Below are 19,188 nucleotides of genomic sequence, written 5' to 3'. Positions count from 1 at the left end.
GCCTGGTCGGGTACCTCTCAGAAATCCAGTGGGGGCAACAGGTCTTCGAACTCGGCGAGGAACCGGCCGACCATGGCGGTCTCCTCGCGGTCGAGCCGGTGCCCCGGCTCGCGACAGTGGGCGCTCCCGAACAGGCCGCGCCGCACCGAGATCAGCTTCTCCGCGGCGATGATCAGCTCCTGGTCGAGCATCCAGTACGAGATGTAGGGCAGCAGCCGCCGGTGCAGCTCGTCCCCGCCGGCGTGCTCGCCCTCGGCGAACCGCCGCCAGATCTCGACGTAGATCTCGGTGAACGAGCAGCCGGGCTGGGTCCCGACCGCACCGCGGCGGAACGCGTCGGGCAGCTGGACACCCGCGTACCCCTCCACGGCGGGCAGCGGTGGATCACCCGCGGCCAGTTCGGCGATCAACGCGCCGGGCGGGCTGGCCTCGACCTTCACCAGCCGCAGGTTCGGGTGCTCGCGGGCCAGCGCGGACAGCGCCGGGCCGTCGAGGCTGGTGCCCGTCTCGGTCGGCGCGTACTGCAGTACGACCGGGGTCGGCGCGACCGCGGCCAGCACCGCGCCGACATGCGCGAGGATCGCCCGCCGGGACGGGGCGAGGAAATGCGGCGGCAGCAGGTTGACCAGGTCGGCACCCGCGTCCACCACGGCGCGGGCCCTGGCGACCGCCAGCCGGGTCGCGTGGTCCTGCACCGCGATGATCGCGGAGACGCCGTCCGCCGCCGCGGTCTCCGCGAGCAGGATCGCGGTGAGCCGCGTGCGCTCGGACTCGTCGAGCTTGTGGAACTCCGAGGCGAATCCGGGGAACATCACGCTGGTCACGCCGGTGCCGAGCACATGCCGCACCACCCGGTGGAAGCCGGGGACGTCGATCGCGCCGTCCTCGGTGAACGGCACCTGCAGCACCGGGGAGACTCCCCGCACCGGCGGTGCCTGCGTGGCGGTCATCGGCGATCACTCCTTCGGTGCGATGCCCCGAGCAGGGTGAGCAGCGTCCCGCCGAGCACGGCCGCGCGCTCGTCCTCGCCGATGGTCCAGTCCCGCACCCTGGTGACCTCGGTTTTCGGGACGGTGTAAGGGGAATCCGTACTGAAGATCACCCGCGAGGTGCCGATCCCGGGGTCCCGCGCGAACTCGCTGAGCACGGTGTCCCACGGCGCGTACGCCGTGTCGGCGTAGAGGTTCGGCGCGTACCGCAGCGCGGGCGCGGCGTCGATCCAGAAGTCGGTGGCACCGCTGCGGCCCATCAGGAACCGCACGCCGGGATACCGCCGGGCGAGACTCGCCAGGGGCAACGGGAGCGCGCTCGGCGGGGTGCCGGTGCGGACGTAGACGAGCCAGCCACGATCGGCGGCGAACGCGAGCAGCGGATCGACGAGCCCATCGAGCAGGTCGAAGCCCTGCAGCACCGGGTCGACCGCCAGCGCCACCGCACCCGCCTCGGCCGCCCGTGCCAGCTCGGTGAGCGCCGCCGCGCCCAGCCATGGGTTCGCCACCGCGTAGGCGAGCAGCCGCCCGCCGGACTCCCGCGCCGCCGCGGTCACCACGTCGTTGCCCTCGGCGTTGGCGACCGCGGTGCATCGTTCGTCCGGGGCGATCAACGCCCGGTCGATGCCGAGCCGGTCCATGGTGGCCAGCAACGTCTCGGTGCCGAGGGCGACCTCGCGGCCGGTGCCGAGCCGGACGTGCGCGTCGACAACGGGAGTCATGACGGTAACTCCAGTCCGAGAGCGCCGAGCGCGTCCGCGTGGATGATCCGCTCGATGGCCTCCTCAGGCACCCGGGGCAGCTTCGTGCCTTCGAGGATGTCGTTGACCCGGCGCAGCCCGGCCATCGCCTCACCGGTGTCCGCGATCGGGAAATCGCTGCCCAGCAACAGTTTCCCGGTACAGCCCCATTCGACGGCGGCCAGCAGCGACTGGTAGCACACCCACGGCCGCAGGTAGATCGAGGACACGTCCGCGTACACGTGCGGATGCTTGCGGACGGTCACCACCGTCTCGGTTCCCCAGGGATGTCCCATATGCGCCATGACGATCCGCAGTTCCGGGAACCGCAGCGCCACCTCGTCGGTGACCAGCGGGTAGGTGTAGCGCAGTGGCGCGTGCCGCATCGGCGACGCGCCCTGATGGAACAGGATCGGCAGCCCGTGCCGCTCGCAGTAGGCGTAGAACGCCAGCGCGGACTCCCCCAGCGGGTCGAAGTCCTGGTAGTTGGGGCCGAGCTTGACCCCGGCGAGGCCGAGTTCCCTGCACCGCTCGGTCTCCTCGAAGGCATTGTCCCGCAACGGGTTCACCGAGAGGAACCCGATACGGCGGGCCGGGTCGGCGGCCACGAACTCGGCCGTCGCGTCGTTCGTGCGCTCCGGCGGGTACGGCAGCCCGGTCATGGTCTCGGGATCGTCCACCGCGATGTTGAACACGATCGCGACGTCGGCTTCGGCCATGGCGGCGTCGAAATCGGCCCACGAGTTCGTGGTCGTGACCGGCCGGTCGGTGCGCCAGTTCTCGTACACGCGGCGTTCGGTTTCCGGCACCGCGTCCCGGTGGGTCGGGGTGTGCGTGTGGACGTCGACGATCACGTGAACCTCCCGCGCAGGTCGCTCCTGGGCACCACGCCCAGTCCGGCACCGTCGCCGAGCCGGACCCGGGTGCCGTCGCTGTCCAGCGGTTCCGCCAGGACGTCCTCGGCGTAGTAGTGCGCCCCGATGATGTCCGAGGGGAACGACGACAACCGCGGCAGCGCACACGCCACGTGCAGCTGCGCGGCCGCGCCGATGCCCAGCTCACCGTTGGAACCGATCAGGACGTCGAGACCGGACGTTTCGGCGAGCCGCGCCAGGGCGACCGCGCGGCCGGGCCCGCCCGCCTTGCCGACGTACACGCTGACCACGTCTGCGGCGTCCGCACGCGCGAGCCGCAGCAGGTCCTCGGTGCCGAACACCGCCTCGTCGGCTACCACCGGAAGGCCCGCCGGCCGGAGTGCCGCCATGCCCTCCAGATCGCCGGGCGCGACCGGCTGTTCGACGAAGGCCGGGCCGAACTCCGCCAGCTCGCGCAGGACAGCCCGGGCTTCGGCCCGGCTCCAGCCGCCGTTGGCGTCCATGCCGAGGAACGCGTCCGGCCCGGCCAGCTCGCGTGCCCGTGCCATCCGCGCCAGATCCCCCGGCACCCCGAGACCGACCTTGACCTTGAACGCGCGGAACCCCGCTCGCGACGCCGTTTCGTACGCCTTGTCCAGCCGGTCGCCGTCGCCGGAGAGGGACAGCTTGATCGGCACCTCGTCGCGGTACGGGCCGCCGAGCGCCACGGCGAGCGGGACGCCGAGGGTGCGCGCGAACGCGTCCCACAGCGCGATCGACACTCCGGCCTTGGTGAACGGGTTCGCCGCGAGCACCGTGTCCACAGTGGACTCCAGCGCGCCCACCGGTGCCAGTGGCTTCCCGAGCAGCGCGGGCGCGAGCAGCTCGGCGATGAAGTGCCGCGCGCTCACGCCGTCCTCGCCACTCCACAGTGGTGTCGCGCTGACCTCGCCGTACCCTTCGACGCCGTCGGTGGTGACGACCCGGACCAGCAGGAAGTCCGACCGGTCGTGCGTCCCCTTCGCCCCGTGCACCACGAGGTCCGGCCGCGCGTCCATCGTCACCGGGGCGGTCTGGATCGCCGCGATCCTGGCCTCGCGCGGGTTCATCCCGGCCTCCCGTGTTCCAGCCGCCCCGCGAGGAGGCGCCGGGGGTTGTGCACGAGCATGTCCGCGCGCTGCTGTTCGGTGATGCCCCAGCCGTCGATCTCGGCGACCCTGGCGACGGCGTAGTCCTGACCGGCCTTGTCCGAGAGCCCGGCGTCCGTGCCGAACAGCACCTTGCCCGGCGGCGCCGCGGCGAGGACGCGCCGGGCGGCGTACGGCGGGGTACCGCACAGGCACAGATAGAGATTGTCCGTTTCGCACGTCACCGCCAGCGCCTCCCGCCAGCAGTCGTGCAACCCGCCGTGGCCGAGCACGACCGGCAACGCGGGATGACGGCGCGCGAGCGCGGCGATCTGCGCGGGCGTCGAGTACGGCGGGGTGCCGTCGTGCGAGAGCAGGATGCCGCCCGCCTCGGTGACGGCCTCGCAGATCGGGTCCAGCACCTTCTCGTGCATGCTGAAGCCCTGCAGCCACGGATGCAGTTTCAGCCCGCCGAGGCCCAGTTCCGCGAAACACCGGCGCGTTTCGTCCACCGCGTTCGCATGCCGCGGGTGCACCGTGCCGAAGCCGATCATCCTGGCCGGGTCCGCCGCGGCGAACGCGGCCAGTTCGTCGTTCGACTCGGGCGTGGCGTTGAACAGCCCGTCGTGGGCGAGCAGCACCGCGGCGTCGATGCCCGCGGTGTCGAGGAAGGCCAGGAACTCGGACGGGCCGAACTCGGTGCCGCCGAGCCAGGTGCCGGTGTGCCACGCGGGGGTGTGGGTGTGGAAGTCGATCATGGCCGGTTCGCCAGTGCGATCAGCCGCCCGGCCAGCGCGCCGAGGCATTCGTCCAGCCATTCCGTCCCCCGCTCGTGCGTCGCCCGCGTGGGATCGTCGGTGTAGCCGTCGATCCGCCGCCACGCCGCGGCCTCGTGCATCTCGGCACCGTCCACACCGGACTCCTCCGGCGGGGTTCTCGGCCGCCGTTGCCGGACGAACTCCGGGCGGAGCGCGAACAGCATCGCGGTCTCGAACTCCCCCGCGTGCCCGGGGATCGGGGTGCCTCCCGCGTCCGCGATCAGCTCCCAGTAGTGGATCACCGACACGGTCATGTCGTACGCCGAGGCGATCTTCGCCGCGGCCACCTGGGCCACGCCCCGGTTCCCGCCATGACCGTTGACGATCACCAGCCTGCGCCCTCCACACTCCACAATGGACCGGGCGAGATCGGTGAGCACACCGATGGCCGTCTCCGGGGACAGCGACAGCGTCCCGCCGAACGGCAGATGATGCTCGGACACGCCGAAGTGGAGACACGGCGCGAGCACCATCCGCGCCGAATCCGCCGCGCGGACGACCGCGAACCGGCAGATCGCCTCGACGATCGCGGCGTCGGTGCCGGTGGCCAGATGCGGGCCGTGCTGCTCGGTCGCGCCGATCGGCAGCACGACCAGGCTTTCCGGCAGTGCTTCCCGCAGCTCCTCGCGGGTGCAGTCGGCCCAGATCACCGGCGGCCTCATCGTTCTCCCTCCAGGAGCTTCGTGATGCGTTCGGCGAGGACGAGCGTGGCGACACCATCTTCGAGGCTCGGGCAGGCTTCGTCCCGTTCACCGGTGATCAGCTCGGCGAACCGGGCCAGCTGCCGATCGAAACACCGCGTCGTCCGGTCCGGTTCGAAGCCGAACCGTTCGACACCGCGTGCGGTGCTCAATTCCATCTCGAAGGTCCGCCCGTCCAGCAGGACATGGCCACGATCGCCGAGGACGCTGATCTCGCACCGGGGCAGCGCGCCGGTGAGCCAGCCGAACTCGGCCAGCACGACTGTCCCTTGTGGATAGTGCAGCCGTGCCCCGCACAGGTTCGGCGCGGGCAGTCCGCTCCGGGTGGCCAGCGTCCAGGCGTCTTCGACCCGTTCGGGCGGGCCGAAGAGCACGCGGAACCAGTCGAAGACGTGCGCGCCCTCGTGGACCAGCGGAAGCCCATGCCGCAACGTCTCCTCGATGCGCCGGGCGTGCGCGGGGTCCGCCGGATCGCGCCCCTCGTCGTAGATGTGCGCGCGGACGAGCAACGGCCCGCCGAGCAAGCCCGACCGCAGCCAGTCGCCGAGCAGTTCGAGCGCGGGATCGTGCCGGTAGGCAAGGCCGACCTGCACCCACCGCCGTTGTTCCTCCGGCAGGTCGAGCAGCGTTCTCGCCGCTTCGAGCGACGTCGCGACCGGCTTCTCCGCCAGCACGAACCGCCCGGTCGCGGCCACCTGGCCGATCAACTCCGTGGTCACCCACGGCGGCGTCGCCAGCACCACGCCCCGCACCGACGGATCGCCGAGCACGTCACGGATGTCCTTCGCCACCGGGGCCTGGGCGTGCGCCGCCGCCAGTGCCCGGCGGGCCGGGTCGGGATCGACCAATGCCGCGACTTCGACGTCCGGATTCCGCAGCAGCGCGGGCAGATGCGCCCGCAGTGCGATGTCCCCGAGCCCCACCAGCGCGACGCCGATCATCCCGTCACCCCCTCGAGCACGGGGATCGCGGCGATGAGCGACCGGGTGTAGGCGTGCTTCGGCGCGCCGAAGATCTCTTCCCTGGTACCGGTTTCGACGATCCGGCCCCGGTACATCACCGCGAGCCGCGGCGCCAGGTACCGCACCACCGCGAGATCGTGGGAGACGAACAGGCAGGTCAGGCCGAGCCGGGCCTGGAGTTCGCGGAGCAGTTCGAGGATCTGCGCCTGGATCACCACGTCGACCGCCGACACCGCCTCGTCCAGCACGAGGAACGACGGCTCGGGGGCGAGCGCGCGGGCGATGTTCACCCGCTGGCACTGACCGCCGGACAGCTCGTGCGGATACCGTCCCGCGAACGACGCGGGCAGCCCGACCAGCTCCAGCAGTTCGGCCACTCGCCGCCGCAGGTCCCGCTTCGCCGCCTTCCGGTGGACGAGCAGGGGAAGCCCGACGATGTGCTCGACGGTCTTGCGCCGGTTGAGCGAGCCGACCGGATCCTGCAGGACGATCTGCATCTCCCGGCGCAGGCGCCGCAATCCGCTCCGGCCCAGGGATGCCAGGTCCGTCCCGCGGAACCGCACCGAGCCCGCCGTCGGGGTGTCCAGACCGAGCAGCAGCCTGCTCAGCGTCGACTTGCCCGACCCCGATTCCCCCACCAGCCCGAAGGTCTCCCCGCGCCGGACGCTCAGCGACACGTCGTCCACGGCCGTGACCCCGGTGCCGAACCGGCGGACCAGCCCGTCGGCCTCGACCAGTACGTCGTCCCCGGCGGGACGCTCCCTGGCCGGGGTGGCGTCCAGCGTGACCACCGAGCCGACGAGCCGCCGCGTGTACTCGTGCCGGGGCGTGGCCAGTACCTCCCGCAACCCGCCCGATTCGACGATCCGGCCCGCGTGCATCACGTGGATCCGGTGGCACAGCGCCGAAGCCACCGCGAGGTCGTGGGTGATGAACAGGACCGCCATCCCCCGCCGCTCGGCCAGCGTGCCGAGCAGCCGCAGGACCCTGGCCTGGGTGGTGACGTCGAGCGCCGTGGTCGGCTCGTCGGCGACGAGCACGTCCGGCTCGCACGAGATCGCCATCGCGATCATCACCCGCTGCCGCATCCCGCCGGAGAACTGGTGCGGATAGTCGCGGACCCGCTTCGCCGCGTCCGGGACCCCCACCTCCTCCAGCAGCCGGACCGCGTGGGCGCGGGCCTCCCCGGCGGAGACGTCCCGATGCGCGCGGATCGCCTCGGCGAGCTGCGCACCGATCGTGCGCACGGGATTGAGGCAGGACAACGGATCCTGATAGACCATCGCGATCCGGCTGCCCCGCACCCGTTCCAGTTCGCGTTCGCTCGCGGTGGTCAGCTCGGTGCCGTCGAGCAGGATCCGGCCGCCGGTGACCGCGATGCCCGCGGGGTTGAGCCGCGGGACCGCCAGCGCCGTCATGGTCTTGCCGCTCCCGGACTCGCCCACCAGCGCCGCCCGCTCGCCCGAACGCAGCGTCAGGTTCACCTCGTGCACGATCGGCCGCCCGCGCACGCCGACGGACAGCTCTTCCAGCCGCAGCACCTCGTGCGTCATCGGCTGCTCCGGAAGCCGGCCCGCAACGCGCGCTGGAGCTGGTCGCCGATGGTGTTCAGCGCCGCGATCGCCGCGATGATCAGCAACGCGGGCATCAGCGGGTACCAGATCGACTCGTACAGCCGGTCGTAGCCGACCTTGAGCAGGGTGCCCCACGAGGCGTCCGGCGGCTGGATGCCGAGCCCGACGAAGCTCAGCGTCGCCTCCAGCATCAGGGACGTCGCGACGTTGAGCGAGGCCTGCGCCAGCAGCGCCGGGACCGCGTTCGGCAGTACTTCGGCGAACAGGATCCGGAGCCGGGACGCGCCGACCGCGTCCAGCCCACGCACGTACTCCGACTTCAGCTCGGCGAGCACCGCGGACCGCGTGATCCGCGCGGTGAGCGGGGACATCAGCAGCCCGGCGACGATCGTCATGGCCAGGATGCCCGACCCGAACGCCGCCACGAACACCAGCGCGAACAGCAAGGTCGGGATCGCCAGCGCCGCCTCGGCGACGCGCATCAGCACCTCGTCGAGCCAGCCCGGCCGGGCCGCCGCGAGGATCCCCCACGCGACGCCCAGCACCATCGCGACCGCCGTCGCGCCCACCGCGAACCCGAGCGACAGCTGACCGGCCTGCGCGACGCGGGACAGCAGGTCCCGGCCCAGTTCGTCGGTACCGAACGGATGCGCGAGGCTCGGCGCCGCGAACTTGTTCCGCGCCTCGATCCTCGTCGGCGACGCCAGCGCGAACGGCTGGAGCACCGCGAGCAGGACGAACACGCCGAGCACCGCCAGCGCCGTGACGGCGGGCGGCCGGGCCAGGAACCGGCGCAGGACACCGCGTCCCGCGGTGCCGACACCGTCCATTTCGGACAGATCGATCGTGCTCACGACACCGCCTCCCCCACCCGCAGCCGCGGGTCGAGGACGCCGTAGGCGACGTCGACGAGAAGGTTCACCAGGACGAACACCGCCGCCAGCAACAGCACCGTGCTCTGGATGACCGCGTAGTCCCGTTTGTACACCGAGTCCACGATCAGCGAGCCGAGCCCCGGCCAGCGGAAGACGAACTCCACCACGACCGCGCCGGAGAGCACCTGCCCGACGGTGACGCCCAGCGAGGTCAGCGCGGGCAGCAGCGCGTTCGGCAGCACGTGCCGGAGCACCACCGCCCGCCGCCGGAGGCCCTTGCCGACCGCGGTACGGACGTGCCGGGAATCCTCCACTTCGGACAGTGTGGCGCGCAGGTACCGGATCAGCGGGGCGGACAGGCAGATGCCCAACGTCACCGTGGGCAACAGCAACACCCGGAGATTGCCCGCGAAATCCGCCGAAAGGGCGACGTAACTTTCGTTGCGCAGCACGCCGAGCTTGACGACGAAGAGTGCGATGAGCACGATCCCGAACACGAACGGCGGAGCCGCCATGCCCAGTGTGGTGTACCCGCCGACGAGGCGGCCCAGCCAGCGGCTACGCAGGATCGTCGGCAGCACCGCGAGCGCGAGCGCGAGCACGACCGCGAGCAGCACCCCGGCGAAGGACAGTTCCAGCGTCGGGCCCAGCCGCTGCCCGATGAGCGTGCCGACGTCGAACTGGCTGAAGTACGACCGGCCGAGATCACCGGTGAGCAGCCCGGTGATCCAGTGCCAGTACTGCACCGGCAGCGGGTCCTCCAGCCCGAGTTCGGCGCGCAGCCGCAGCAGCGCTTTCGGGTCGATGCCTTGCGCCGCACCGACTTTCGTCACCGTCGGATCACCGGGGAGCAGGCGCAGCACGACGAAGACGAGCACGGACACGCCGAGGAGCATCAGCGCGCTGACACCCGCGCGCCGCAGGATGTACCGGACCACCGCCACCCCCTCCGTACGTGTTATGCCGCGAACCCGGCTTCCTCCAGATGCAGCGTTCCTTCGGCCTGTACCCAGGCACCACGCACGTTAGCGGCGGCCACCGACAAAAACGCGGTGCTGCCGATCACCACGATCGGGCTCTCCCGGTTCAGCACCTCCTGGGCGGTCCGGAACGCCGCGTCCCGCGCCGGACCGTCCCCTGTGGACTCGACGACCGCGACGGCGTCGTCGTATTCCCTGGGGGCCGCCCAGTTGCACTCACAGGTCCCGGACCGGCCGGCGAACCAGGACAGCGCATAGCCGTCGGGCAGCGGGGTGAAGGACACGTAGTTCGCCGCGATCGTGTCCGGGTAACGTTTCCCCTTGGGGTAGAACTTCGCGCTCCACGTGCTGTTCTCGGTGCTGCGGATGTCGAGGCCGATCCCGATCTTCTTGAGGTCCTCCTGCAGGATCTGCGCGATCGTGGTCCACTCCGGGTTGCTCCCCGCCTTGGTCCAGAAGACCAGCGTGCTCCCCTCGTGGACACCGGACTCTGCGAAGAGCCGCTTCGCCTTGTCCAGGTCGAACCCGTGGGAGGGCAATGCCGCGTCGTAGAACCGGTTCTTCGGGTTGACCGGCACGTTCCCCGGTGTCGGGGCGCCGTAGCCGACGTACGCCGCGTCCATCATCACCGCGCGGTTCGCCGCGTACGAAAGTGCCTGCCGTGCTTGGGGTTTGTCGAACGGCGGGGACGTGGTGTCCAGTTCCCACACGACGTACCCGGCCGGTTCGGCGGCGGTGAGCAGCTGACGGCCGTCGGTGGCGAGGTTCTTGACGACGTCGGGCGCGACCGCGCCGAGCACCTGGAGATCGCCGGAGCGCACCGCCGTCTGCGCCGCGGTGGCGTCGGCGTAGCGGGCGATCCGGACGCCGTCGAAATGCGGCCTGCCCCGGAAATAGGCGTCGTTGCGCACCAGGTCCACGGTCTGGTCGGGGACGAACGCCTTGAGCCGGTACGGGCCGGTTCCGTTCGCCGTGCTGTTCACGTTGGCGATGTCGTCGACATCGGTCATCTTGACGTCGATGACATCGACCGCGAGTTCGGGATTCGGGGACTTCAGGTCGAGCACCAGCGTACTGTCGTCCGGCGCCGTCACCTTCGAGACCATGGCGATCTTCGCGGCCACCTGGGCCGTCGAATCCGGCGCCAGCACCCGGTCGAAGTTCTTCTTCGCCGCCGCCGCGGTGAACGGCTTTCCGTTGTGGTACTTGACTCCCGGGTGCAGCCGGAAGGCCCACTGCCGGAGGTCCGGGGTGTGCGTCCACGAGTCGGCGAGGTCGGGCTGCGCCGAATTGTCCGGCGCCCACCGCGTCAACCCGTTCCACAGCAACGTCTGCAGCTGGGTCTGCGCGGCACTGGAGATCTTGTTCGGATCGAGCTGGGTCACGCCGTCGGCCTGGCCGTAGACGAGTGTGCCGCCGTCCTTGACCGCGCCCTGCCCGCTCTTCGCGGACGCCGTGACCTCCGGCCCGCCCGAACCACCCCCACCGCACGCCGCGAGCACGGCCGCGACGGCCACCGACACACCCAGGACAGCGAAACCACGTTGTGCCCGCACAGCTACCTCCACACAGGGACGCCGCTCCGGGAAACTCTCGCCATTTCGAAAATATCTTCTGCCAGCTGAAAAAGAGTAAGCCGCCCGCGTCCGGCGACGCAAGGCCGTACTGGTTCGGCACCGGTTCAGAAGCCGAGCCCCGCGGAGATCTCCCCGGCCCGGCCGACCACGAGTCCCGCCGCCGTGCCGAGACGCCGCTTCACGAGTTCGCGGGAGAAACCGGTGACCCCGATCGAACCGACGACCCGGCCTTCGGCGCTGAAAACCGGTGCGGCGACACAGGCGATCTCGGCCTCCTCCTCTTCGTCCTCCACCGCGTAACCCGCTTGGCGCACCTTGGCGAGCTGGGCACGGAACGCCCGTGCCGTCGGCCTTTTCGCCTTGGGCCCGGTGCCGGGCGTGAGCCGGGAAAGCAGCGGATCGAGGTCCGCTTCGGGCAGGTGTGCGGCGATCGCGCGGCCGAGCGCGGTGAGGTTGAACGGCGACACCTTGCCGGGGTAGGTGTCGAACTGGATGAACCCGGACGTCGCCGCCTTCGCGACGTACACCACCGACGCGCCGTCGAGAACTCCGGCGTGCGCGGGCATCTTCAGTTCGTCGGCGAGCATTCGCAGGTGCGGACCCGCGATTTCGGCGAGGTCGCCCTGCCGGGCGAGGGACGCCCCGAGGTCGTAGAGCCGCATCGTCGGCCGCCAGAAATGACTGCGGCCGACGACCCGGCGCGCGGCGTAGCCCCGTTGTTCGAGGGTGTAGACCACGGACGCACACGTGGCGAGCGAGATGTCCGTCGCCTTCGCGAGCGCGGTGAGGGTGAGCCCGCCCTCGGCCGCGACCAGTGTTTCCAGCACCGTCAGGACGCGGTCCGCCGAGGGCGAGGCCGGCCGCTCCGGCGTCCCCTTGCCCGCTGCCATCGCCATCACCGCGATCCTTCGCATTCCCGAAGTAGTCTTCGACATAGGGATACTACGTGTCCGCCGAGAGAGAAACCTCCGGTGCGCGACAGCGCCCCCTGCTAGCTTCGATCTCGTGACCGGGGAGGAGACGGCGCGGCTGGGCGGGAGATTCGCCAGGCTGTGGGCCGCGAGCACGACGTCGGCGCTGGGCAGTGGCCTGGCGACCGTCGCCGCGCCCCTGCTCGTCGCGTCGCGGACGAGCGACCCGCTGGTGGTGTCCGCCGCGGCAGGGGTGTCCTGGTTGCCGTGGCTGTTGTTCGCGCTGCCCGGTGGCGTGCTGGTCGACCGGGTGGACCGGCGGCGGCTGATGATCGCGATCGACTGGATCCGGGTCGCCGCGCTGCTGGTGCTCGCCGGTTCGCTCGTCACCGGAACGAGCGGTATTCCCTTGCTGTACACGGTTTTGTTCGTCGTCAACACCGGCGAGGTCGTGTTCCGCTCGGCGAGCAGGGCCATGCTCCCCTCGGTCGTCCCGCGTGCCCGCCTGGACCGGGCGAACGGCTGGTTGATCGGCGGCGTCACGCTGATGCAGCACATGATCGCGGGCCCGCTGGGCGGTTTCCTGTTCGTCGTCGCGGCGAGCATCCCGTTCTTCGTCAACGCGGCGACGTACGCGGTGAGCGCGATCCTGATCGCTCTCGTCACCGGTGCCTACCGCGCCGAACGGCGTCCCCCGGACTCGGCGGCCGTCGCGCCACCGCGGTCGGCCCGCCGGGAACTCGCCGAGGGGTTCCGCTGGCTGATGGGCCAGCGGCTACTGCGGACGATGGTGACGCTGATCGGCCTGCTGAACCTGACCCTCACCGCGGCGACCGCCGTCCTGGTCCTGCTCGCCAGGGAACGGCTCGGGCTCGATTCGGTCGGCTACGGTCTGCTGTTCACCTGCATGGCCGTCGGCGGCGTACTCGGCTCGCTCGTCGGCGACCGGATCATCCGCCGGGTCACCGCCACCTGGACGCTCCGGATCGGTCTTGTCGTCGAAGCCGGGACCCACCTCGCCCTCGCGGCCTCACTCGACGCGTACCTCATCGGCTTCGTGCTCTTCCTGTTCGGTGTGCACGGATCGCTGTGGAGCATCGTCGGCAATTCCTTGCAGCAACGCCTGACCCCGCCGGACATGCTGGGCCGGGTCGGCAGCACGAGCCTGTTCATCATCGCCGGGGGCAACTGCGCCGGCGCGCTGCTGGGCGGCGTGGTCGCGACGAAGTTCGGCCTCACCACGCCGTATTGGGCGGGTTTCGTGGTCGCCGCGCTCGTGACTGCGGCGACCTGGCACGTCTTCGACCGCGCCACCGTCGAGGCGGCCTACGCCGAACCCGCCGATGTCACTCCGCCCGTGACGACGTGATCCGGGTGGCCCGGCGCAGCAACGGGAACGTCAGGCCGGTCACCACGAGAACGGCGAGCACCGCCGTCCCGAGCAGCCCGCCGAGCGTCGCCGGATCGACCACGACCGGTGAACCCGCGAGGCGGAGGATCGGCAGGGTGAGTCCCATCCCCGCGCCGAGCGCCAGCAGCACCCCGGCCACGACCGGCAACGCCATCTGCCACAGCAGGCTCCGCGCCAGCACCGCCAGTGGCACCCCGGTGGCGACCATGGCGGCCAGCAACCGCCGCCGTTCGGTGATCTGCTCGACCGAAAGCATGAACAGGCTGAGCGTGGCCACCGCGAGCACGAACACCGACGCCGTCAGTGTCACCTCGCGCAACAGGGCACTCTGCCGGTCCAGGTCGGCGGCCGCGTCGCTCGCCGGATCATAGGCCCGGACGGAGACCCGCCAGTTGAGCGGGCCCAGCGCGTCCGCCACCCGATCGGCCAGGTCCCGGGGGCGGTCCGGTCCGGTCACCAGCACGCCGACCGGCACGCCGAGCGCCGCGACGTCGATGCCGTGCATCGCCCCCGGCGTCACCAGGAGGAAGCCGTCCGCGCCCGGCGCCGCCTCCGTGGCGGGGACGTGGCGCACCGCCGCCGGAACCGTCCACTCAGGACCGTTGTGGCCGGGGAGCGTGTGCGGCCCCGGATCCAGCCGGACCGGGCCAGGCGCCAGCGGTGCCTCGTCCCCGTCCGGCCGCGCGTCCACGGCGAAGACGTCACCGTCGTGGCAGGAGCCGATTCGCGCGCGCAGTGCCAGCGCCGCGCAGTCGCCGATCTGCAGTCTTCCCGAGCCGTAGTCCCGCCGTTCGGCGTGCACCGTGCGCACGACATGGACCCCGCTCACTCCCGGCGCGGCCCCGGCCCGGTCGAGCGTCTCGGTCAGCAGCTGTTGCCGCGTCTGGATTTCCACCGGGGCCCCGGCCATCGCCGTCACCAGGGGCTTCGGGGCGGTGGCTTTGATCGTCGTGAGCACGTTCTGCACGAGGATCATCCCGGCCAGCACGACGACCAGCCCCGCGACGACACGGCCCGCCGTGCCGCTGTCCAGGTGCAGCCGCCGCATCGCGAGCTGCCACGAAGGCGGGCCACCCGTCAGCCGCCCGACGATCCGTTCCACCGCCCACGGAAGCAGGGCGACGATCCCGAGCAGGACCAGCGCGGCGCCGCCGCCCACCGCGAACATCGCGAAGCCGTCCCTCGTGCGCTTCTCCATCGAGAACGTGTACGTCAGCAGCGCGACGCCCGCCCCGGTGATCGCCCAGCGCCACCACACCATCCGATCGACCTGCCTGGAGTGCCGCACCACGCCGAGCGGTTCGACGACCGTATGACGCAGGCCGAAGACCGCGGCCCCCATCGCCAGCACCGGTACCAGCACCACGACCGCAGCGGCCGACGGCAGGGACGGCACGAAGTCCTCGCCGAAAACCCGGAACCCGAACAGATCCAGCCGTCCGATCACCGCGTGGAGCCCGAGGAACAGCACACCGCCGAGTCCGAGTCCGGCGAACGCGCCGAGCAGGGACTCCGCGGCGGCGATCCGCCGGATCCGGACCGCGTCGACACCCAGCAGCCGCAACGCCGCGAGCCGCCGCTCCCGTTGTGCCGCGCCCATGCGCGACGCCGTGGTCACGAAGATCAGCAACGGCAGCAACAGGACCACGGACAGCGGGACGACGAGCAGCAGGATCCGCGTGTGGAGCGCGAATCCGTCGTCCGGCCCGCCGAACCCGTAGACCTTCCCGGTGAGCGGATCGGCGGCCAGCTCGGCGGCCTCGGCGCCGGCGTAGAGCCGCAGTTCGCCCGCGTCGTGCAGACCCGGCTTGCCGAGCACGCCGACCACGGTGCCGGGAAACCGCGCCCGCAGCGATACGCCGTCCGGCGCGGCCAGTTTTTCGCCCAGCGCGGGCGAAACCACCAGTTCACCCGGCGCGGGCAGGCGCGACAGTCCCGGCGGTACCGGGGAGGACGCACCGGACGCGGCCACCCGTTCCGTCTGGATCTGGTCGCCACGCACCCGCGTGTACCCCGCGGAGTGATACAACGGTGCCACGCCGGGAATCGGCCGCGTGACGACTTCGGCGGCCGAGACGCGCTCCCCGCGCAGTTTCACCACGTTCGCCGCCGACGCGGCGGCCAGCAGCATCGAGACCGCGAGCGCGATCCCGGACGCCGTCAGCAAAAGCCGGGGCACGGCGGTGTGGGACAGCCTGCCACCGCCTGCCGACAACCGGATTCCGAACGCGATGTCCTTGCCGAGCATGATCACGAGCGCGGACTATACACGGAAGGTATACACATCATGTATAGGTGTCGGCCGCTAAGCTCGCCCGCTCGGGAGGTGGCGATGAAGCTCGACGAGCTGATGACGACCCTGCGCACCGCGGTTTCGGCCCGAGCCGTCTTCGGCGAGCCGGTCGAACAGGGCGAGGTGACCGTGATCCCGGCGGCGCGGGTGTTCGGCGGAGGCGGCGGCGGACAGGATCTGCCCGAGGGCGAAGGGCTCGGCCTGGGGTACTTCGCACGGCCGGTCGGCGCGTTCGTCGTCGAACGCGGCCGGGTCCGCTGGGTACCGGCCGTCGACGTGACCCGGCTGGTGACCACCGCCGGGGCCGCCGTGATCACCTGCCTGCTCGCCCACCGGAGCATCGTGCGGGCCAAACGCGGCTGATTTCCGGTTGACCGGCATGCCATCGTGATCTTCGTGCGGGAACACGACATCGCCGAAATCCGGAAACTGGCCGGGCTGGCCACGCCGATGGCGCTGCGTGTCGCGGTGACGCTGGGCCTGCCGGACCGGCTACGCGGCGACGGCGCCACCACCGGACAGGTCGCGACCGAGCTCGGCGTGTCACCGGTCGCGCTCGAGCTCCTGCTGGGCCACCTCGCGACGCTCGGGATCGTCGAGCACGCGCCGACCGGCTACCGGACGACCGGCTACGGAACAATCCTCTGCACCGACACCGGCAACGAGCTCACCAACTTCCTGCACCTGGACATGGCGGGCGGCCGCGCCGAGCTGGCGTTCACCGAACTCCTGCACAGCGTCACCACCGGCGATGGCGGCTACGCACGCCGCTACGGCCAGGATTTCTGGGCCGACCTCGCCGAAAATCCCCGGCTCCGCGCTTCCCTCGACCAGCAGATGACGGACCGCTTCCGCACCCAGATCCCGGGGATCGTGGCCGGGTACGACTGGGACCGGTTCCCTGCCATCGTCGACGTCGGCGGTGGTCACGGCACACTCCTCGCCGCGATCCTGGCCGCCCACCCCCGGATCCGCGGACATCTGCTCGACCTCGATCCCACCGCGACCGAAGCCCTCGGCACCTTCGCCGCGCACGACGTCGAGGATCGCGCCCAGGTGACCGCGGGGAGCTTCTTCGACCCGCTTCCCGAAGGCGCGGACGCCTATCTGCTGTGCGACATCCTGCACGACTGGGACGACGAGCACGCGCACCGGATCCTCGATCGCTGCGTCGAGGCCGTTCCCCCGACCGGCCGTATCCTGGTCGTCGAACCGGTCGGCGGACGACGCGCCGGCACCGAATTCGACCTGGCCATGCTCGTGATCTTCGGTGGTCGCGAGCGCCGGGTCGACGAATTCCAGGCCCTCGCCTCGGCCCACGGACTGGTCCTCGACGGCGTGATCGACCTGACCGGCCAGCGCTGCCTTCTGGAGTTCCGCCTCGCCGTCTGATCAAGAAGGACGCACGGGTTCCGTCGCTTCGGCAAGGGTTTTGACGGCGGCGAGCGTGTGCTCGATGGAACCGGCGTTGAAGCCCGGCCGGTCGGCACGTCCGGTCACCCGCGGGCCGAGGAACCGGCGGACGAACCAGTTGCCGACCCGGTACCAGTGTTCGGTGAGCACGCAGCCGCCCTCGGCCGGGGTGATCTGGTAGGCCCAGCGGGAGACCCGCATCCCGAACGGGCTGCGCACGTCGAAGGCGAACCAGTGCCCCGGTTCGCAGGCGATGACGGTGACCCGCGTCCACCACTGCTTGGCGCCGTTGCGGTTGGTGCCGCGGAACCTGGCGCCGAGCGCGGGCCCGGTGGCACCGCCGACCCAGGCACCACCGGCGTTTTCCGGGCTGAAGCGTCCCATCCGCGGCAGGTCCGTCACCATCGACCACACGGCTCGCGGCTCGGCGGCGACATGCACACTGCGCGAAATCGTCGGATCCACCCGGGAAAGGTAACCAGCGCCTCCCCGCCCGACAACACGCACGGCCCGACGCCGCAACGCGGGAGAACGCGTCCCGCGCCCCGGGCCTCACTCGCCTGTTGAGGGTTACTTGACGTCAACCACTGGAGAAACGACGAAAGTTTAACCCGACTCTTCAACGATACGGTCGAAGGTGTCGCGGAACCCCGAGAAGAACAGGATTCGAGATGACCTCTGGCCCTTCGATCCAGGACGCCGGCTGGGCCTTCGCCGAAGGACACGGCACCGACATCGGAGCCGTGCTGGCCCAGTTCCTGCCCTCGCTCACCACCCGCCCCCGCCTGCTCGGCTTCGGCGAGCCCCTGCACGGGGAGGAATCCTTTCTCCTGCTGCGCAACCGGCTGTTCCGGCACCTGGCCGAGTACGAGGGGTACCGGTCGATCGCCCTGGAAAGCGATTGCCTGGCCGGGTTGATCGTCGACCGGTTCGTCTCCGAGGGAACGGGCAACCTCGACGACGTCATGCGAGACGGTTTCAGCCACGATTTCGGGGCCGCGGCGGCAAACCGCGAACTCGTCCGCTGGATGCGCGAGTACAACCAGGGCCGGGCGGACGAAGACCGGCTGCGGTTCTACGGTTTCGACGCGCCGACGGAGATCACCGGCGCCGTCAGCCCACGCCGGGCGCTCACCGCACTCCACGGCTACCTCGCGGCCCACGTCGATCCCACGCTGCTGCCCTGCACCGTGGAAACCATCGAACGACTCACCGGCGACGACGAGCGCTGGACCAATCCCGCGGCGATGTACGACCCCGCGGAATCGGTCGGCTCTTCCGAGGACGTCGCGAAACTACGCCTGCTCGCCGATGACCTGCAGGCGTTGTGCCACACGGAATCCCCGCGCCTGCTCGCCGCGACGTCACCCGCCGCGTGGTGGCGGGCACAGCTGTACGCCAGGACCGCCACGGGCCTGCTCCGCTACCACGCGGCGATGGCCGCCCCCTCGCCCGCGCGGCTGACCCGGCTGATCGGCCTGCGGGACGGCATGATGGCAGCCAACCTCGAATCCATTGTGGACGAACAGGAGCGGCGGGGGCCGACCATGGTGTTCGCGCACAACCTCCATCTGCAACGGGACAAGAGCAGGATGACCATGGGCGGCCAGGTGCTGGACTGGTGGAGCGCGGGCGCGCTCACCGGTGCGCGGCTGCGCGACCGGTACGCCTTCATCGCCATGGCGGTGGGCAGCGCGCCCGCGCACGGCCTCGGCTCGCCGCGAGAGGACACCCTCGAAGGCGTCTTGGCGTCACTGCCGGAGAACGGATACCTCGTCGATTCGTCCCGCCTGGGCAAGGCATTGCGGAACGCGGGTGTCACGCCGGCGCCCCGCGTCGAAACGTCGGGCCATCACGGCTACTTCGCGCTCGATCCCGAGCATTTCGAAAAGACCGACGGCATCGCCTTCCTCAAGGAAGTCGGCTGATCGCACGCCGTGTGCGTCACACCCGAGGGACGCAC

The 19,188-nt window shown here is 71.0% G+C and carries 18 protein-coding genes; 4 read left to right on the top strand and 14 right to left on the bottom strand.

What is annotated here, in order from left to right; translation table 11 throughout:
- Positions 1-17 precede the first annotated feature (17 nt).
- The 12 genes from ACFW0G_RS35060 to ACFW0G_RS35005 all read right to left on the bottom strand — a co-directional run bounded on the left by ACFW0G_RS35060 (position 18) and on the right by ACFW0G_RS35005 (position 12,093).
- Positions 18-950, bottom strand: a complete 933-nt coding sequence (locus ACFW0G_RS35060) for a dihydrodipicolinate synthase family protein (RefSeq protein ID WP_378329771.1) — start codon at positions 948-950, stop codon at positions 18-20.
- Positions 947-1,711: an amidohydrolase family protein gene (locus ACFW0G_RS35055; protein WP_378329770.1), complete on the bottom strand. Its 765-nt coding sequence runs from the start codon at positions 1,709-1,711 to the stop codon at positions 947-949. Before ACFW0G_RS35055 ends, ACFW0G_RS35060 begins: the two co-directional genes overlap by 4 nt.
- On the bottom strand, positions 1,708-2,583 hold the full coding sequence (locus ACFW0G_RS35050; protein ID WP_378329769.1) for an amidohydrolase family protein: 876 nt from the start codon (positions 2,581-2,583) through the stop codon (positions 1,708-1,710). Before ACFW0G_RS35050 ends, ACFW0G_RS35055 begins: the two co-directional genes overlap by 4 nt.
- The gene (locus tag ACFW0G_RS35045; RefSeq protein WP_378329768.1) at positions 2,580-3,692 is read right to left on the bottom strand and encodes a mandelate racemase/muconate lactonizing enzyme family protein; all 1,113 of its coding nucleotides are present in this window, start codon (positions 3,690-3,692) and stop codon (positions 2,580-2,582) included. The genes ACFW0G_RS35050 and ACFW0G_RS35045 overlap by 4 nt, the downstream gene beginning before the upstream one ends.
- Positions 3,689-4,468: an amidohydrolase family protein gene (locus tag ACFW0G_RS35040; protein WP_378329767.1), complete on the bottom strand. Its 780-nt coding sequence runs from the start codon at positions 4,466-4,468 to the stop codon at positions 3,689-3,691. The genes ACFW0G_RS35045 and ACFW0G_RS35040 overlap by 4 nt, the downstream gene beginning before the upstream one ends.
- A complete protein-coding gene (locus ACFW0G_RS35035; RefSeq protein WP_378329766.1) occupies positions 4,465-5,190 on the bottom strand; it encodes a creatininase family protein in 726 nt (241 codons plus the stop codon). Before ACFW0G_RS35035 ends, ACFW0G_RS35040 begins: the two co-directional genes overlap by 4 nt.
- Positions 5,187-6,170, bottom strand: a complete 984-nt coding sequence (locus ACFW0G_RS35030; protein ID WP_378329765.1) for a Gfo/Idh/MocA family protein — start codon at positions 6,168-6,170, stop codon at positions 5,187-5,189. The genes ACFW0G_RS35035 and ACFW0G_RS35030 overlap by 4 nt, the downstream gene beginning before the upstream one ends.
- Positions 6,167-7,744 carry a dipeptide ABC transporter ATP-binding protein gene (locus tag ACFW0G_RS35025; RefSeq protein WP_378329764.1) on the bottom strand — a complete coding sequence of 526 codons (1,578 nt, stop codon included), beginning with the start codon at positions 7,742-7,744 and terminating at the stop codon, positions 6,167-6,169. Before ACFW0G_RS35025 ends, ACFW0G_RS35030 begins: the two co-directional genes overlap by 4 nt.
- A complete protein-coding gene (locus ACFW0G_RS35020) occupies positions 7,741-8,619 on the bottom strand; it encodes an ABC transporter permease (protein ID WP_378329763.1) in 879 nt (292 codons plus the stop codon). The genes ACFW0G_RS35025 and ACFW0G_RS35020 overlap by 4 nt, the downstream gene beginning before the upstream one ends.
- Positions 8,616-9,578: an ABC transporter permease gene (locus ACFW0G_RS35015; RefSeq protein WP_378329762.1), complete on the bottom strand. Its 963-nt coding sequence runs from the start codon at positions 9,576-9,578 to the stop codon at positions 8,616-8,618. The genes ACFW0G_RS35020 and ACFW0G_RS35015 overlap by 4 nt, the downstream gene beginning before the upstream one ends.
- A gap of 20 nt (positions 9,579-9,598) precedes the next feature.
- Positions 9,599-11,176 (bottom strand): ABC transporter substrate-binding protein, encoded by a 1,578-nt coding sequence (locus tag ACFW0G_RS35010; protein WP_378329761.1) that lies wholly within the window; start codon positions 11,174-11,176, stop codon positions 9,599-9,601.
- Between the two features lie 125 nt (positions 11,177-11,301).
- The gene (locus ACFW0G_RS35005) at positions 11,302-12,093 is read right to left on the bottom strand and encodes an IclR family transcriptional regulator (protein ID WP_378329760.1); all 792 of its coding nucleotides are present in this window, start codon (positions 12,091-12,093) and stop codon (positions 11,302-11,304) included.
- A 109-nt stretch (positions 12,094-12,202) separates the two neighbouring features.
- Here ACFW0G_RS35005 and ACFW0G_RS35000 point away from each other — a divergent pair, with 109 nt between their 5' ends.
- Positions 12,203-13,477, top strand: a complete 1,275-nt coding sequence (locus ACFW0G_RS35000) for an MFS transporter (protein ID WP_378329759.1) — start codon at positions 12,203-12,205, stop codon at positions 13,475-13,477.
- On the opposite strand, the gene ACFW0G_RS34995 is transcribed toward ACFW0G_RS35000, so the two are convergent.
- Positions 13,455-15,767: an FtsX-like permease family protein gene (locus tag ACFW0G_RS34995; protein ID WP_378329794.1), complete on the bottom strand. Its 2,313-nt coding sequence runs from the start codon at positions 15,765-15,767 to the stop codon at positions 13,455-13,457. The two genes, ACFW0G_RS35000 and ACFW0G_RS34995, sit on opposite strands and share 23 nt — an antisense overlap.
- Positions 15,768-15,851: 84 nt before the next feature.
- Between ACFW0G_RS34995 and ACFW0G_RS34990 the strand changes: the two genes are divergently transcribed.
- Positions 15,852-16,175, top strand: a complete 324-nt coding sequence (locus ACFW0G_RS34990; RefSeq protein ID WP_378329758.1) for a GerW family sporulation protein — start codon at positions 15,852-15,854, stop codon at positions 16,173-16,175.
- A gap of 87 nt (positions 16,176-16,262) precedes the next feature.
- Entirely contained in the window at positions 16,263-17,204 is a 942-nt protein-coding gene (locus ACFW0G_RS34985) for a methyltransferase (protein WP_378329793.1), read from the top strand.
- Here ACFW0G_RS34985 and ACFW0G_RS34980 read toward each other — a convergent pair whose 3' ends face one another.
- Positions 17,205-17,690: an SRPBCC family protein gene (locus ACFW0G_RS34980; protein WP_378329757.1), complete on the bottom strand. Its 486-nt coding sequence runs from the start codon at positions 17,688-17,690 to the stop codon at positions 17,205-17,207. It lies immediately after the preceding gene.
- Between the two features lie 206 nt (positions 17,691-17,896).
- Between ACFW0G_RS34980 and ACFW0G_RS34975 the strand changes: the two genes are divergently transcribed.
- Positions 17,897-19,153, top strand: a complete 1,257-nt coding sequence (locus ACFW0G_RS34975; RefSeq protein ID WP_378329756.1) for an erythromycin esterase family protein — start codon at positions 17,897-17,899, stop codon at positions 19,151-19,153.
- Positions 19,154-19,188: the final 35 nt, after the last annotated feature.

This window comes from Amycolatopsis sp. NPDC058986, assembly GCF_042741125.1.
In the GTDB taxonomy this organism is placed as follows: Bacteria; Actinomycetota; Actinomycetes; order Mycobacteriales; family Pseudonocardiaceae; genus Amycolatopsis.
The sequence above is the reverse complement of the archived record's forward strand: the minus strand, read 5'-3'. Positions and strand labels throughout refer to the sequence as shown.